The 16,093-nt window shown below is 67.6% G+C and carries 14 protein-coding genes; 9 read left to right on the forward strand and 5 right to left on the reverse strand.

The window, feature by feature from the left end:
• Positions 1-98: 98 nt before the first annotated feature.
• The 3 genes from ACLJPD_RS12610 to ACLJPD_RS12620 form a co-directional block, all read right to left on the reverse strand.
• Positions 99-2,516, reverse strand: a complete 2,418-nt coding sequence (locus ACLJPD_RS12610) for an NERD domain-containing protein (protein ID WP_410872229.1) — start codon at positions 2,514-2,516, stop codon at positions 99-101.
• A gap of 371 nt (positions 2,517-2,887) precedes the next feature.
• Entirely contained in the window at positions 2,888-3,511 is a 624-nt protein-coding gene (locus ACLJPD_RS12615; RefSeq protein ID WP_410872230.1) for an alpha-ketoglutarate-dependent dioxygenase AlkB, read from the reverse strand.
• 40 nt (positions 3,512-3,551) lie between these two features.
• A complete protein-coding gene (locus ACLJPD_RS12620; RefSeq protein WP_410872231.1) occupies positions 3,552-4,223 on the reverse strand; it encodes an HD domain-containing protein in 672 nt (223 codons plus the stop codon).
• A gap of 349 nt (positions 4,224-4,572) precedes the next feature.
• Between ACLJPD_RS12620 and ACLJPD_RS12625 the strand changes: the two genes are divergently transcribed.
• A complete protein-coding gene (locus ACLJPD_RS12625) occupies positions 4,573-5,208 on the forward strand; it encodes a LysE family translocator (protein WP_410872232.1) in 636 nt (211 codons plus the stop codon).
• Positions 5,209-5,295: 87 nt separating this feature from the next.
• Positions 5,296-6,207, forward strand: a complete 912-nt coding sequence (locus ACLJPD_RS12630; RefSeq protein WP_410872233.1) for an EamA family transporter — start codon at positions 5,296-5,298, stop codon at positions 6,205-6,207.
• A 45-nt stretch (positions 6,208-6,252) separates the two neighbouring features.
• Here ACLJPD_RS12630 and ACLJPD_RS12635 read toward each other — a convergent pair whose 3' ends face one another.
• Positions 6,253-6,543: a hypothetical protein gene (locus tag ACLJPD_RS12635; protein WP_194824574.1), complete on the reverse strand. Its 291-nt coding sequence runs from the start codon at positions 6,541-6,543 to the stop codon at positions 6,253-6,255.
• Positions 6,544-6,741: 198 nt separating this feature from the next.
• Complete coding sequence (locus ACLJPD_RS12640; protein ID WP_410873392.1) at positions 6,742-7,086, reverse strand: GNAT family N-acetyltransferase; 345 nt, start codon at positions 7,084-7,086, stop codon at positions 6,742-6,744.
• Positions 7,087-7,365: 279 nt separating this feature from the next.
• Here ACLJPD_RS12640 and pyrR point away from each other — a divergent pair, with 279 nt between their 5' ends.
• From pyrR to pyrF, 7 genes are read left to right on the forward strand one after another with little or no spacing between them, the layout of a single operon-like run.
• Positions 7,366-7,998, forward strand: coding sequence for a bifunctional pyr operon transcriptional regulator/uracil phosphoribosyltransferase PyrR (pyrR, locus tag ACLJPD_RS12645; RefSeq protein ID WP_410872234.1), 633 nt, complete (start codon positions 7,366-7,368; stop codon positions 7,996-7,998).
• A complete protein-coding gene (locus ACLJPD_RS12650; RefSeq protein WP_410872235.1) occupies positions 7,995-8,948 on the forward strand; it encodes an aspartate carbamoyltransferase catalytic subunit in 954 nt (317 codons plus the stop codon). Before pyrR ends, ACLJPD_RS12650 begins: the two co-directional genes overlap by 4 nt.
• Entirely contained in the window at positions 8,945-10,243 is a 1,299-nt protein-coding gene (locus tag ACLJPD_RS12655; RefSeq protein ID WP_410872236.1) for a dihydroorotase, read from the forward strand. The genes ACLJPD_RS12650 and ACLJPD_RS12655 overlap by 4 nt, the downstream gene beginning before the upstream one ends.
• A 12-nt stretch (positions 10,244-10,255) precedes the next feature.
• Positions 10,256-10,762, forward strand: a complete 507-nt coding sequence (locus ACLJPD_RS12660) for a transporter (protein WP_410872237.1) — start codon at positions 10,256-10,258, stop codon at positions 10,760-10,762.
• On the forward strand, positions 10,759-11,874 hold the full coding sequence (gene carA, locus ACLJPD_RS12665; protein WP_410872238.1) for a glutamine-hydrolyzing carbamoyl-phosphate synthase small subunit: 1,116 nt from the start codon (positions 10,759-10,761) through the stop codon (positions 11,872-11,874). Before ACLJPD_RS12660 ends, carA begins: the two co-directional genes overlap by 4 nt.
• A complete protein-coding gene (gene carB / locus ACLJPD_RS12670; RefSeq protein ID WP_410872239.1) occupies positions 11,874-15,236 on the forward strand; it encodes a carbamoyl-phosphate synthase large subunit in 3,363 nt (1,120 codons plus the stop codon). Before carA ends, carB begins: the two co-directional genes overlap by 1 nt.
• Before the next feature lies 1 nt (position 15,237).
• Positions 15,238-16,059 (forward strand): orotidine-5'-phosphate decarboxylase, encoded by an 822-nt coding sequence (gene pyrF, locus ACLJPD_RS12675; protein ID WP_410872240.1) that lies wholly within the window; start codon positions 15,238-15,240, stop codon positions 16,057-16,059.
• Positions 16,060-16,093 lie beyond the last annotated feature (34 nt).

Consider the following 16,093-nt stretch of genomic DNA (forward strand, 5'->3'; position numbering starts at 1 on the left):
TACGAGGAACCAGCGGAGGCGCGACCGGCGCTGGGTGGGCGCGGTGTCGGGTGTGCTCGGGGCACGAAGTGATCCTGCTACCTCGAGTGGGCTCGAGGTCAAGGGTTGGTGCGGGCGGCGTTGACCAGCGGGGCGAGAAAGCCGGTGAGCTGGGCCGACGAGGGTTGGCCGAGTCGTCGGCCAAGGAAATCGTCGGCGTCGGCGGCGGCTCGGCAGCGGTCCGGGTCGGTGTTGGACGGATCGGCCGAATAGCGTTCGCCGAGCATGGTCGCCTTGGCGACTTCGCGTCCGGTGTGGAGTTCGTAGACGGCGATCTCGTAGGTGGCGCGGAAGAGGTTGACGGTGCGCCCTATCGGCGTACCGGGGGAAGGTTCGTATTGGCAGGTCTGGACGAGGTCGCGCAGTTCCAGCTGCTTCATGCAGGCAATGAGCTGAACGGTCGACGGGTCGTGCGGATTCCATGCGGCCGGGTCGACTGGGTCGACCATGGCCGTGAGCTCCCCCGACAGGTAGATCGGGCGTGCGCCCTCGCGTTGATAAGGCGCGGCATCAGGGAACGGCTTCTTGTCCTCGCCGCACATCCGGTCGTAGTCCGACATCTCGAATCGGCTCGCCTGCACCGCGGTGATCGCGAAGAACCCGGCCCCGAACAGTGCGATGAACAGCAGCAACGCGACCCCGGGCCCCACACTCAGTCCACGCCGCGGCGCAGTCCGCTCGCGCACCGGCCGGTTGTGCCATCGCTCGCGCAGCGATGGACCGTTGCCTCGTCGTCGCCATGCTCGCCACCTGGCCGACAGTGTCGGCCGACGAGGCGTCCGGTCACGTTCGACCCAATCCGACCAGTGCTCCGAGTTCTCCGGTGGTGCTTCGGGTTCCGCGGGACGGTGTGGGCGTGCGACGGCGGGGATGCTGCTCGCTGTCGATGGGGTACTCCACGATCCGGTCTCGCCGGATCCTGCCGCAGTAGTGGAACCATCGGCGACTGCAGAACCAGCAGGGGTGGCAGAGCCGGCGACGGCAGAGCCAGCAGGGGTGGCAGAGCCAGCGGCGGCGGCAGATCTGGTGGGAGGAGCGGAACGAGCGGAACTGGAGGCGGCAGCCGCACCGAGTGCCGCGGCGGTACCGAGTGCCGCGGCGGCGCCGAGTGCGGTACCTGCACCAACAGTCGGACCTCCGACACCCGCAGCAGCTGGGGTACCGGCAGCGGAGTCGTCGTTCTCCGTCGCAGGTCCCTGGCGGAGCTTCGAACTGCCTGCGCTCGTCGCGGGTCCGTCGGCCGGCGGATCACCGATCGAGTCCGCTTCGGTTCCCGCAGGCGATTTGCTCAGCGAGACAACACTTTCAGACGCCCGGTGCGGCGGCTCGGCCACCTCGCCATCAGCAGGCGCACCGGCGGCTACGGCACTCGGTGACCGATCCGTGGTCTCGGAAGGCTTCTGATCACCGGCGACGCGGGCACCGGCACCCGGCTCGTGGTGCGCGACGGCATCGCTCGCTATCGGGTTGGGGGAAGGATCATGCGGTGGGACACTCTCGGCGACAGCAGGGTTCGACGTTTCGGGATCGGCCGCAGATTCGCCGCGGGATCCGACTTCGGTGGCCGATTTCGCTGGGACATCTGGATCGTCGGCAGGTATGTCAGTGAATGCTGCACTCGCAGTAGGTGATTCCACCACTTCTTCAGCGACGATCGGTGTCGTTGGTTCCTCGGGACGAGCCGGGCGGGATCGATGGGCGAGTCGATCGATCGCGGCGAGGAAGGCGGGCGTGGCTGTCTGGGACGAACCGGTCGGCCCCGCGGGTGTGGCGGAAACTTCTGTGCCCGCAGGTGTGCCGAGCTCGACGGCGGTAGGGGCAGCGGGACGAGAGGTGGTCGCTGGGTCGAGTGCGGCCGGAAACCCCTGTGACTTCAGCTCATCGGAGCTCGGCAGCAGATGGCCCAGGTTCAGTGCGGCGAACACCCGGGTGACATCATCGATGCTGAGCCGGACGGTACGCCCGCTCTCCGCTTGGAAATAGTCGTGCAGGGCACCGGCGTCGTCGCGATCGACCAGCACCGCGCGGTACCCGTCGGCGATCCTGGTTTCCTCGATGGTGATCTCGGTGCCGGGCTGGGCGACCAGCGCGATCACTGCGTTCACCCAGCCGAAGATCCCCGCCTGCTGCAACAAGCTCTTCGCCGCGAACACCTGTCGGCGCACCTGGACGAACGGGTTCGGCACCCGCACGGCGTGATAGAGCGCGGCCGGTTCGCCGTCGATGGTCCATGGCCCGTTCGGCGGGGTGGCGAGGGTTCCTTCCTGGCGGGCGGTGAACCCCTTCACCTCCACGATGGTCACGCTCTGCGGCGTGCATACCAACGAGTCGACCTCGACCGACCCGCCCCGACTCTCCGGCACATGACAGCGGAACACGGCGATACCGCCCGCCCGAAACGCCTGGTCACGCAGGGCCGCGCCGATGATCTGTTCCGCGCCTTCGAGTTCGGTCTCGTCCGCGACAACGACGATCACCACGACCCCCTGAGCACACGACTGCGGACTGCTATCAGGATACGGCCTCCACTAGCCGTATCGAAACCGAATCCTGTTGCTGAGCAACGGCTTCGGCAAGGTCGATTACCGAACTCACCACGGCGGAACCGGGTTTCGGCCTGCCGCCGGGTGGTTGCCGACCGGCCGAACCCGTTCCACCGGCGGCTTCGTGATCTGACCCGCTACCAAGACCGGCCCCCTCAACGCATTCGATGCCCGCACATGCGGCAGAAGTGAACTCCCCATCCCCGGATCCTACGACCAGCCACCGACAATCCGCCACGGCGGCGAAATCCGTAAGTATTGCTCACCGCCGCCGACGAACCCCGCCCGCGGCGCCGTCGCAGATCTCAGCGAACACCGCGCGGACGGAACTGGATGCTGATGCGGGGCCCGACCGGCCGCGCGGTCTTGGGAACCGCGTGCTCCCAGGCTCGCTGACACGCTCCACCCATCACCAACAGGTCACCGTGCCCCGCCGTGAACCGCACGCTCGGACCCCCACCGCGCGGCCGCAGCAGCAGCGAGCGCGGCGCCCCTACCGAAACGATCGCGACCATTGTGTCGTGGGTGGCGCCGCGGCCGATCGTGTCGCCGTGCCAGGCGACGCTGTCGCGGCCGTCGCGGTAGAAGCACAGCCCGGCCGTCCGGAACGGTTCACCGAGCTCGGCCGCGTAATGCGTGGTGAGCGCCGCCCGCGCGTCGACCAGAATGTGATCGGGCAGCGGATCGTTCTCCCCGAAGAACGACACGAGCCGCGGCACGTCGACCACCCGGTCGTACATCGGCCTGCGTTCGGCATGCCATGGCACCCGTTCGGCCAGTCGATCGAACAGCTGACTCGCGCCGCTCAGCCAGCCGGGTATCACATCGACCCAGCTCGTCGCGTCGAGTGGGGTGCGTCGGATCGCCTCGATGGAACCCAGGGCAATCGCGTCACCGTCGAACAGTGAACCTTGCAGGGGCAGCGACATGAGCGTCAGTCTACAACGCATTCGAATGTATGTTCGATAGTCAGTCCTGCCAGCCACTCGCGTCGAGAATCATGTCCCATGTGTACGGCACCAACTCCGGATGACGCAGCCGGAGGATCTCGCCCGGCAGTGAGCCCGGTGGTGCCTTGCGCGGGTCGGTGACCGCCTGGCGCTCGATGATGGCGGTGAGGGCCCGCGTGCCGCCGAGGCGCGGATAGGCGGCGTGGACCAGGTCCGCGAAGCCGGGAGGTAGGTCGCCGGGGCCGCCGCCGACATCGAGACCGATGCCGGCGACCGCGATCCAGATGGCGGCGGGTCGTCGTCGGCGGTACACGGGTGAGTCGCTGAGGCCGGTCGTGTGTGCGGCGATGGCATCCCAGATGATGTCGACGCGCTCATCGCGCACACCCTGGGCTTCGAGGAACTCGGCCGCGAAATCCGCACCGTCGATCTCGAATCGTTGTGTGCCATTGGCGCGTTCGGACAGGCCGATATCGTGCAGCGCGCAGATGAGATACATGAGCTCCTCGTCGTAGTCCGTGCCAGGCTGCAAGCCCTGGTCGGCGGCGAGGGTGCGCCCGAACAGGAACCCGCGAACGCTGTGATGGCGCACAGGCGCGTCGAGTGCCTCGGCGATCAGCCGGTGGGTTTCGTTCGCGAGTGGCGTGGCGGGTAGCGCCAGTGAGTCGATTTCAGAAGTTTTCCGTGGCATGGGGATTGCTCCTATCGGTGCCCGGTTTGAGCGACGTTCCAACCTTCAGGGTGGTTGAAGCATACCTTGACTTTCAATTAGCCTGAAGGTTGTGGAAACGTCATTTGATCGAGACGATCGCTCGACGGCGCCACACCGCGAAATATCCTCGGACACAAGGTGAGACGGCTCGAACGCGCACTGGCCCAGCTGTTGCAGCAATACGGCGACCTGAGTCCGGCCTCGTGCCGTGGCGCAGCTCCTAGAACCTCTTCTCCTTGCGCGGCCGCGGATTCCACTGAGTGCGGGACTACGCGTACTTCCGGTAATGGGCGCGGAGGCGCGGTCGACAGCAGCTACGCTCCGACAGATGGTTCCGCTGTCACATGCCGTGGCCTTCGCGTTCGCCTCCCTGGTCATCATTGTGATTCCAGGCCCGAACGTGCTGTTCGCGATCGGGCGAGCATTGACGCTGGGGCGCCGGTCCGCTGTTCTGTCGGTCGCGGGCGCTGTCGCCGGATCGTTCGTACCGTTGGTCGCGGTGTCGTTGGGCCTCGGGGCGGTCTTGATGGCCTCGGCGACGTTGTTCCTGATCGTGAAGGTTGTCGGAGCCGGGTACCTGATCTATCTGGGCATCGCGACGATCCGGCAGCGCAAGGAGCTGGCGGCGGCTTTGCAATCCGATGCTCCGGGTGTCGGTGGAAGCCGGGTGCTCGGGCAGGGATTCATCGTCGGTGCCACCAACCCCAAGACGATCGTCTTCTTCGCCGCGGTCCTTCCGCAGTTCGCGGTTCCGGCCGACGGTGCGCTGCCCGCACAATTGCTCATCCTGGGCGCGATCTTCCTGACGATCCAAGCGCTGTCGGATGGTTGTTGGGCGTTGCTTGCGGCGACGGCGCGGTCGTGGTTCGCGCGTTCTCCGCGTCGGCTCGAAACCGTCGGCAGCACAGGCGGGCTGATGATCATCGGAGTCGGGGCGGGTATGGCGCTGACCGGTACCAACTGACTGATATCGGGCGATGCCGACTCAGGATCATTGGATCTCGGGCCGGTGCGCGTTGAAATCCGTGCCCGGCTGTGGATTACTCCTGGGATGAATTCGATCTCGACGGTCGAACGGTCGGCGACGCGCGCGCTACCCGGTTGGTCGGTGCCGATGGTGTTCATAGTCGCGGCGACCTCGCAATATGTGGGCGCGGCACTGGGTGTATTCCTGTTCGACACCACCGAACCGGCCACCGTCGCCTGGTTGCGCGCCGCTGCGGCGGGAGTGGCGTTGCTGGCGTGGCGGCGTCCGTGGCGGACCCGCTGGACGCGGCGAGGCATCGCGACGGCCGCGGGTTTCGGGATCGTCACCGTGTCGATGAATATCGTGTTCTACGAGGCCATCGCGCGTATCCCGCTCGGCACCGCTGTCGCCATCGAATTCCTCGGTCCGGTCGCCGTCGCCACGATGGGCTCACGACGGGCGCGCGACCTGATCGCCGTGGCACTGGTGTCGGTCGGGGTGGTGTTGCTGGCCGGTGTGCAACTCGATGTCGAGCCGGTCGGTGTGGGTTTCGCGCTCGCCTCGGCCGTCCTGTGGGCGGCTTACATCCTGGTCGGCAAGCGCGTCGCCGACACCGGTGACGGCCAGGATTCCCTCGCTGTCGGGATGGCTGCCGCGGCAGTATTGCTGGCGCCGTTCGTGCTGATTCCGCAGTTGGCGATCGACGCCGCGGTGTTCGCCGACCCGCGCACCTGGCTGCTCGGTCTCGGTGTCGGCGTGCTGTCGAGCGCGGTGCCGTACGCGTTGGATCAGGTGGTGCTGACCGCGGTGGGTCGTGCGCGTTTCGCCCTGCTGCTCGCTCTGCTCCCGGCGACCGCGGCCGTCGTCGGCGCGATCGCCCTCGCGCAACGGCCGACGGCACTCGAACTCGCAGGCATCGCACTGGTCATGCTGGCATTGACGATCAGCGCGCTCCCCACCCGTCAGGCCGCGCCGGAACCGCCCGCGCCACTGTGACCGGTCGACCCGGTCACGTTCGAGGTGGTTGGGCGGTGGAGCGAGTCAGTTGCCCTGGGCAAGGTAGTTGTAGATTTCGTGGACTTCGATGGTGGGCTGGTTGGGCATGCCCACTTCCATGCCAACGGGGCCGAGGGTGGATTCGGCGAAGCTCTGGAATTGCTCGGCGGACTCCCAGACGTCGGTGACGTGGAATCCGGTGTCGGTCTTCCTGGCCAGATGGAACAGGAGTCCGGGACCGCCGGAGCCGCCGTGCTTGAAGCCCATCTTCGCGAGGGCCTGGTCGTACTGTTCGAGAGTCGAGCCGGTGAATTCGAGTTCGACGGCAACCGTCATGGCGGTCATCTCCTTGCGCGGTCGAGCGGAGTTGGAGTGACTTCCGGCCCGGCCCGACGAGCGGGGGGTCGCGATCGAACACGTGACCCGGCGCTCCGATCGGATCACGATTGCTCCGGGCGGCGGTGCGAATCCGCCGTCGTCATGTGGCGCGCGTCACAGTCTAGTTCGTGGGTCATCGAGCGACAAGCAACCGCCTCAGCCGGTTCGCAGTGGCGACGGGCGGCCGACGGTCGTCGCCCAGACCATGCCGATCCCGGAGTCGGCGGGCGCGGTGCGCGGGCGTGCGGCAGTGCTGACCAGTACGTAACCGAGCCGCCGGGGAACTGCCGCACTGCGGACATTGGCTGCGTCGCAATGGATTTCGACGCGACCGAGGTGGGGAAGGGCGAACGCGGCGGCGGTCAGCGCATGGGCGGCGCGCGTGATGATTCCCCGCCCGGTATGCGCGATATGGCACCAGTACCCGATCTCCATGGCGGCGGGTCCGATCCTGTCGTGGAGTCCGATACCGCCCGCCACCTCGCCTCCGGTGATGAAGATTCCGCAGTTGTCGAGGTCGTTCCGGCGACGTGAATGCGATCACGGACCCGCTCACATCGGGCGGTCGCCGGGGGGCTCAGTGGCGGTGAAACATCTGCGCTCGCTGCACTTTCGGCGTGGGTGTGAGCACCGACACGGCGGCGGTCGTTCGCTGGTGGTTCGTGGTCGCGCTCACAGGTGGGCCTACCTGGTCAAAGGGGGGTTGGGGCGCTGATAGGCTGACGGGCGAGTTAGGCATCCTTTAACGGACCGTCCGGTGAGGCGGGGAAGGAGGTCGGCATGGCTGTGCCCGAACGGGCGGCCAGAACCGGCGCGAGTGAAACATCGCAGCGGCACACCCCGGAGTGGGTGGCAGCCGGACGCGAGCTGTTGTCGCCATCGGATGTGACAAGGACCGTAGCGCGGATCGCGCACCAGATCATCGAGAAGACCGCCCTGGATTCCGGCGACGCCGACGCACCGCGGGTGGTTCTCATGGGAATCCCGACTCGCGGCACCACCCTGGCGAATCGGCTGGCGGACAAGATCGAGGAATTCTCCGGTGTGCGTCCCGCGCTCGGCTCGCTCGACATCACGCTCTACCGCGACGACCTGCGCAGTCGCCCGCACCGCCCGCTCGAGCGCACCTCGGTACCCGACGGCGGCATCGAGAACTCCCTGGTCGTGCTCGTCGACGACGTGCTGTTCTCCGGCCGCACGGTCCGCTCCGCCCTCGACGGCCTGCGCGACCTCGGCCGCCCCCGCGCCGTGCAACTGGCGGTGCTCATCGACCGCGGCCACCGTGAGCTGCCGATCCGCGCCGACTACGTGGGCAAGAACGTGCCGACCTCGCGCGCCGAGGACATCTCGGTGCTGATGGTCGAGCACGACGGTCGTGACGGCGTGTATCTGCATCAGGAGGGGCAAGAGTGAAGCATTTGCTGACGGTCGCCGACCTGGATCGCGGCACCGCCACCGAACTCCTCGACGAAGCCGAACGCTTCGAACAGGCCCTGCTCGGCCGCGAGGTGAAGAAGCTGCCGACCCTGCGAGGTCGCACCGTGATGACGGTGTTCTACGAGAACTCCACGCGCACCCGCGTCTCCTTCGAGGTCGCGGGCAAGTGGATGAGCGCCGATGTGATCAACGTGAGCGCGTCGAGTTCCTCTGTCTCCAAAGGTGAATCGCTGCGCGACACCGCGCTCACCCTGCACGCGGCAGGTGCCGACGCGCTGATCGTGCGCCATCCGGCTTCGGGTGCCGCGCATCAGATCGCGCGCTGGATGGAGCAGTGGGCCCGCGAGGAGAACCGCGTCGCCCCCTCGATCATCAACGCGGGCGACGGCACCCACCAGCACCCCACCCAGGCCCTGCTCGACGCACTCACCCTGCGTCAGCGCCTCGGCGACATCGAGGGCAAGCGGATCGTGCTGGTCGGCGACATCCTGCACAGCCGGGTCGCCCGCTCCAATGTCTCCCTGCTCAACACGCTCGGTGCCGAAGTGGTGCTGGTCGCGCCGCGCACCCTGCTGCCGGTCGGTGTGGAGGCCTGGCCCTGCCGGGTCTCGAGCTCGCTCGATGCCGAACTGCCCGGTGCCGACGCGGTGATGATGCTGCGCGTGCAGGCGGAGCGGATGAACGGCGGGTTCTTCCCGTCGGCCCGCGAGTACTCGATCAGCTACGGACTGTCCGAGCGCAGGCTCGCGCTGCTCGGCGACGACGCGGTGGTCCTGCACCCCGGACCGATGCTGCGCGGCATGGAAATCGCCTCCGCGGTCGCCGATTCACCGAAATCGGCTGTGCTGCAGCAGGTCTCGAACGGAGTGCACATGCGGATGGCCGTGTTGTTCCGGCTGCTCGTGGGTCAGGAGGAAACGGTATGAGTGAGCTGCTGATCAAGAACGTCAAACCCTACGGCGAAGGCGACCCCGTCGACGTCCTGGTGCGCGGCACCATCATCGCCGACATCGGCACGGACCTCACGGCTTCCGACGACGCCGAGGTGATCGAGGGCAACGGCCAGATCCTGCTGCCCGGCTTCGTCGACCTGCACACGCACCTGCGCGAGCCCGGCCGCGAAGATACCGAGACCATCGAAACCGGTTCCGCCGCAGCGGCACTGGGCGGTTACACCGCGGTGTTCGCGATGGCCAACACCAGCCCGGTCGCGGACTCGGTGGTCATCACCGACCACGTGTGGCGCCGCGGCCAGGAAGTCGGCCTCGTCGACGTGTTCCCGGTCGGTGCCGTCACCGTCGGACTGCAGGGCAAGCAGCTCGCCGAGATGGGCACCATGGCCGCGGGTGTCGGCCAGGTCAGGATGTTCTCCGACGACGGGTTCTGCGTCGACGACCCGCTGATCATGCGTCGCGCCCTCGAATACGCGAACTCCCTCGGCGTGCTCATCGCCCAGCACGCCGAAGAGCCGCGCCTGACCAAGGGCGCCATCGCACACGAGGGCCCCAATGCCGCGCGCCTCGGCCTGCACGGCTGGCCCCGCGCCGCCGAGGAGTCGATCGTCGCGCGGGACGCACTGCTGGCTCGCGACGCGAACGCCCGCGTGCACATCTGCCACGCCTCGACCGCCGGCACCGTCGAACTCGTGAAATGGGCCAAGTCCCAGGGGATTTCGATCACCGCCGAGGTCACCCCGCATCACCTGCTCCTCGACGACTCGCGCCTGGAGACCTACGACGCGATCAACAAGGTGAACCCGCCGCTGCGCGAGTCCACCGACGTGACCGCCCTGCGCCAGGCACTGGCCGACGGTGTCATCGACTGTGTCGCCACCGACCACGCCCCGCACGCCGAACAGGACAAGTGCTGCGAATTCGCCGCCGCCCGTCCCGGCATGCTCGGCCTGGAGACGGCGCTGTCGATCATCGTGCAGACGATGGTCCAGCCCGGCCTGCTCGACTGGCGTGGCGTCGCGAAGGTGATGAGCGAGAAGCCCGCCGCGATCGTCGGACTCGACGACCACGGCCGCCCGATCGCGGTCGGCGAGCCCGCCAACCTCACGCTGATCGACCCCGACGCCGAGTGGACGGTGCGCGGCGCCGAACTGGCGAGCATCTCGAACAACACACCGTTCGAGGACATGACGTTCCCGGCCGAGGTCACAGCCACCGTGCTGCGTGGCCGGGTAACTGCCCGCGAGGGCAAGGCGGTCGGGATCTAGGGAGGCCAGGAAGTGGAAAGAACGCTGTGGATTGTCGGGCTGCTGGCTTTTTTCGTTCTGTGCCTGTGGTTGATGTACCGGGCTTGGCAGAAGAAGGCCACGCGGCAGCAGGCACGCATCGGTGAACTGCCGACGGTGCCGACCGAACTGGGCGCACAACTACTGGAACCGACCACCGGTATGTACCTGGGCAGCACCATCGCGCCCAGCTGGCAGGACCGGATCGCGGTCGGTGACCTGGGATTTCGGGCGACCGCCGAACTGACGCGGTTCGAACGCGGAATTCTGCTCGAACGCGACGGCGCCACGGTGATCTGGATTCCGCAGGAATCGGTGACGGCCGTGCGCACCGAGCGCGGACACGCGGGCAAAGTGATGACAGAAGGCGGTGTGCTGGTGATTCGCTGGACACTGCCGACCGGAACCGAGATCGATACCGGTTTCCGGGGCGACGACAAAACGGTGTACCCGGCATGGATTGCGGATGCGACCAGGGTGACGACGGGAGACGATGAATGACGAAGGCACAAGCAGCCTTGGTGTTCGAGGACGGCCGCGTATTCCGCGGAACCGCCTTCGGCGCGCAGGGCCAGACACTCGGTGAGGCCGTGTTCTGCACGGCGATGACCGGGTACCAGGAAACCCTGACCGACCCCAGTTACGCCCGCCAGATCGTGGTGGCCACGGCCCCGCAGATCGGCAACACCGGCTGGAACGACGAGGACGACGAATCCGGGAAGATCTGGGTCGCCGGGTACGCCGTGCGCGACCCCTCGCGGGTCTCCTCCAACTGGCGTGCCACCGGCACGCTGACCGACGAGCTCGAGCGCCAGGACGTGGTCGGCATCGCCGGCATCGACACCCGCGCGGTCGTCCGCCACCTGCGCAGCCGGGGTTCGATGAAGGCGGGCATCTTCTCCGGTGCCGCGCTGGCCACCGACGAGGAACTCCTCGCGCGGGTCAACGGCCAGGCCTCGATGCTCGGCGCCGATCTCGCCGAAGAGGTCAGCACCGACGCGATGTACACGATCGAACCGGTGGGCGACCACAAGTTCACCGTGGTCGCGGTCGACCTGGGCATCAAGACCAACACCCCGCGCATGTTCGCCGAGCGTGGCGTGCGCACGCATGTGGTGCCGTCGAAGACCTCCCTCGACGACATCCTCGCGCTGAACCCCAACGGCGTGTTCCTATCGAACGGCCCCGGCGACCCGGCCACTCAGACCGGAGCGATCGCGCTCACCCAGGGTGTGCTCGAGCGTGGGATCCCGCTGTTCGGCATCTGCTTCGGCAACCAGATCCTGGGCCGGGCACTGGGCCGCAGCACCTACAAGATGAAGTTCGGCCACCGCGGCATCAACATCCCGGTGATCGAAGAGGGCACGGGTCGCGTGTCCATCACCGCCCAGAACCACGGCTTCGCCCTCGAGGGCGAGCGCGGTGAGGTGTTCGACACCCCGTTCGGCAAGGCCGAGGTCTCCCATATCTGCGCCAACGACGGCACCGTCGAAGGGGTCCGGCTGATCGACGGCCGCGCCTTCTCGGTGCAGTACCACCCCGAGGCCGCCGCTGGCCCGCACGACGCCGCATACCTGTTCGACCGTTTCGCCGGTCTCATGGAAGGAGCCTGATGCCTCGCCGCGAGGATCTGAAGCACATCCTGGTGATCGGCTCTGGCCCGATCGTGATCGGCCAGGCGTGCGAATTCGACTACTCCGGTACCCAGGCGTGCCGGGTGCTGCGGTCCGAGGGACTGCGCGTGTCGCTGGTGAACTCCAACCCGGCGACCATCATGACCGACCCGGAGTTCGCCGACGCCACCTACGTCGAGCCGATCACCCCGGAGTTCGTCGAGAAGGTCATCGAGAAGGAACGCCCCGACGCGATCCTGGCCACCCTCGGTGGGCAGACCGCGCTCAACACCGCGGTCGCGCTGCACGAGAACGGTGTACTGCAGAAGTACAACGTGGAGCTGATCGGCGCCGACTTCGACGCCATCCAGCGCGGTGAGGACCGGCAGAAGTTCAAGGACATCGTCGCCAAGGTCGGTGGCGAGAGTGCCCGCAGCGCGGTCTGTTACACCATGGACGAGGTCCGCGAGACCGTGGCCGACCTCGGTTACCCGGTGGTCGTGCGTCCCTCGTTCACCATGGGCGGGCTCGGCTCGGGCATGGCCTACAACGAGGCAGACCTCGACCGCATCGCCGGTGGCGGCCTGTCCGCCTCGCCGACCGCGAACGTCCTGATCGAGGAGTCCATCCTCGGCTGGAAGGAGTTCGAACTCGAGCTCATGCGCGACCGCAACGACAATGTGGTCATCGTCTGCTCGATCGAGAACGTCGACCCGATGGGTGTGCACACCGGTGACTCGGTGACCGTCGCCCCCGCGATGACCCTCACCGACCGCGAGTACCAGAAGATGCGCGATCTCGGCATCGCGATCCTGCGCGAGGTGGGCGTCGACACTGGCGGCTGCAACATCCAGTTCGCGGTCGATCCCAAGGACGGTCGCCTGATCGTCATCGAGATGAACCCGCGCGTCTCGCGTTCCTCGGCGCTGGCGTCGAAGGCGACGGGGTTCCCGATCGCCAAGATCGCCGCCAAGCTGGCCATCGGCTACACCCTCGACGAGATCGTCAACGACATCACCGGCGAGACCCCGGCATCGTTCGAGCCCACCCTCGACTACGTCGTCGTGAAGGCCCCGCGGTTCGCGTTCGAGAAGTTCCCCGGCGCCGACGCCACGCTGACCACCACCATGAAGTCGGTGGGTGAGGCGATGTCGATGGGCCGCAACTTCTCCGAGGCCCTCGGCAAGGTGCTGCGCTCGCTCGAGACCAAGGCCACCAGCTTCTGGACCACCGACGACGGCCAGTGGGCGCCGGCGGATGCGAACGACCCGGCGTCGGCGCGCGAAGCGATCGAGGCGGTCCTCGCCGATCTGCGCGTGCCGACCGAAGGTCGCATCTACCAGGTCGAACGGGCACTGCGCTACGGCGCGAGCATCGAAGAGGTGGCCCTGGCCTCGGGTGTCGACCCCTGGTTCGTCGCCGAGGTACTCGGCTTGGTCGAGCTGCGTACCGAAGTCCTCGACGCGCCCGTGCTCGACGAGGAGTTGCTGCGTCGCGCCAAGCACTACGGCCTGTCGGACCGTCAGCTGGCGGCGCTGCGCCCCGAGCTCGCGGGCGAGGCAGGCGTGCGCACGCTGCGTCACCGTCTCGCGGTGCGTCCGGTCTACAAGACCGTCGACACCTGCGCCGCCGAGTTCGAGGCCAAGACCCCGTACCACTACAGCACCTACGAGCTCGACCCCGGTGCGGAGTCCGAGGTCGCGCCGCAGCGTGAGCGCGAGAAGGTCATCATCCTGGGTTCGGGCCCGAACCGCATCGGTCAGGGCATCGAGTTCGACTACTCGTGTGTGCACGCGGCACAGACCCTGTCGGCCGCCGGGTACGAGACGGTGATGGTCAACTGCAACCCCGAGACCGTCTCCACCGACTACGACACCGCCGATCGCCTCTACTTCGAGCCGCTCACCTTCGAGGACGTCCTCGAGGTGTACAACGCAGAAGCCGAGTCGGGCACCGTGGCCGGTGTGATCGTGCAGCTCGGCGGACAGACTCCGCTGGGTCTGGCGCAGCGGCTCACCGACGCGGGCGTGCCGGTGGTCGGTACCTCCGCGGCCGCGATCGACCTGGCCGAGGACCGTGGCGAATTCGGTGACGTGCTCATCGCCGCCGGACTGCCCGCGCCCAAGTACGGCACCGCCACCACGGTGGCTCAGGCGAAGAAGATCGCGAACGAGATCGGTTACCCGGTGCTGGTCCGCCCGTCCTACGTGCTGGGCGGGCGCGGCATGGAGATCGTCTACGACGAACAGTCGCTCGAGGGCTACATCTCCCGTGCCACCGAACTGAACCCGGATCACCCGGTGCTGGTGGACCGCTTCCTGGAAGACGCCATCGAGATCGACGTCGACGCCCTGTGCGACGGCGAGGAGGTCTACCTCGGCGGCGTGATGGAGCACATCGAGGAAGCCGGTATCCACTCCGGTGACTCCGCGTGCGCGCTGCCCCCGATCACGTTGGGCCGCAGCGACATCGAGGCCGTGCGTCGCTCCACCATCGCGCTGGCCAAGGGTATCGGCGTCAAGGGTCTGCTCAATGTGCAGTACGCCCTCAAGGACGACGTGCTCTACGTCCTGGAAGCCAATCCCCGGGCGAGCCGGACGGTTCCGTTCGTCTCCAAGGCGACCGCCGTGCCGCTGGCGAAGGCCTGCGCGCGGGTGATGCTCGGCGCCACCATCGCCGACCTGCGCAAGGAAGGCATGCTGCCGCCCGAGGGCGACGGCGGCCACGTGCCACTGGACGCGCCGGTCGCGGTGAAGGAAGCCGTGCTGCCCTTCCACCGGTTCCGTCGCGCCGACGGTTCCGGCATCGACTCGTTGCTCTCCCCGGAGATGAAGTCCACCGGCGAGGTCATGGGCATCGACGCCGACTTCGGCACCGCGTTCGCCAAGAGCCAGGCCGCCGCCTACGGCTCCCTGCCGACCGAGGGCACCGTGTTCGTCTCGATCGCCAACCGCGACAAGCGCGCCATGGTGTTCCCGATCAAGCGCCTGCACGACCTGGGCTTCCGGATCCTCGCCACCGAGGGCACCGCGGAAACCTTGCGCCGCAACGGCATTCCGTGCGAGCAGGCGCGCAAGCACTCCGATCCGGAAGCCACCGATCCGGTCACCGGGATGCCGGAGGCCTCGATCGTGGAGCAGATCCGCGACGGCGAGATCGACATCGTGTTCAACACCCCCTACGGCAACTCGGGCCCCCGCGTGGACGGCTACGAGATCCGCACCGCCGCGGTGGGCGCGAACATCCCGTGCATCACCACGGTGCAGGGTGCTGCCGCGGCGGTACAGGGCATCGAGGCAGGCATCAACGGTGGCATCGGGGTGCGCTCGCTGCAGGAACTGCACTCGAAACTGCGTGGCTGACATGACATTCGGTCATCGGTTGCAGGACGCCATGCGCCAGTTCGGACCCGTGTGCGTCGGCATCGACCCCCACCCCGCCCTGTTGCGGGCGTGGGGGCTCACCGAAGACGTCGACGGGCTCGAGGCTTTCGCCGAGATCTGTGTCGAGGCCTTCGACGGTCGCGTCGCCCTGGTGAAGCCGCAGGTCGCGTTCTTCGAGACCTACGGTTCCGGCGGCATCGCGGTGCTCGAGCGCACCATCTCGGTGCTGCGGGCCTCGGGCACGATGGTGCTGGCCGATGCCAAGCGCGGCGACATCGGCTCCACGATGGATGCCTACGCGCACGCCTGGCTCGGCGACGGGCCTCTGGGTTCGGACGCTGTGACGGTTTCGCCCTACCTCGGTTTCGGATCGCTCGATCCGGCTCTGGGCTTGGCCGAGACCAACCACCGCGGTGTGTTCGTGCTCGCGGCGACCTCGAATCCCGAAGGGGCGCAGCTGCAACGGATCACCGCAGCCGATGGGCGCACGATCGCGCAGACGATGGTCGACGAGGCCGCGGCCCGCAACGCCGGACCCGGTTTCGGTTCGGTCGGCGTGGTCGTCGGCGCGACACTCACCGAGGCGCCGGATCTCTCGGCCCTCAACGGCCCGATCCTGATGCCGGGTGTTGGTGCCCAAGGCGGGGGAGCGGACTCCATCCGCGCCCTGGTTCCCGAGGCGAGCCTGGCCGGTGTCGTGCCCGCGGCGTCCCGCGAGGTTCTCAACGTGGGCCCGTCGGTAACCGCGCTCTGCGACAAGACGGCGCAGCTGCAGGAAGCATTCGCGTTCCTGCAGGCATGAGCTTGTCGTGACGGAGCCGCAGTGGCATGCCACT

Source organism: Nocardia sp. A7, from assembly GCF_046549215.1.
In the GTDB taxonomy this organism is placed as follows: Bacteria; Actinomycetota; Actinomycetes; order Mycobacteriales; family Mycobacteriaceae; genus Nocardia.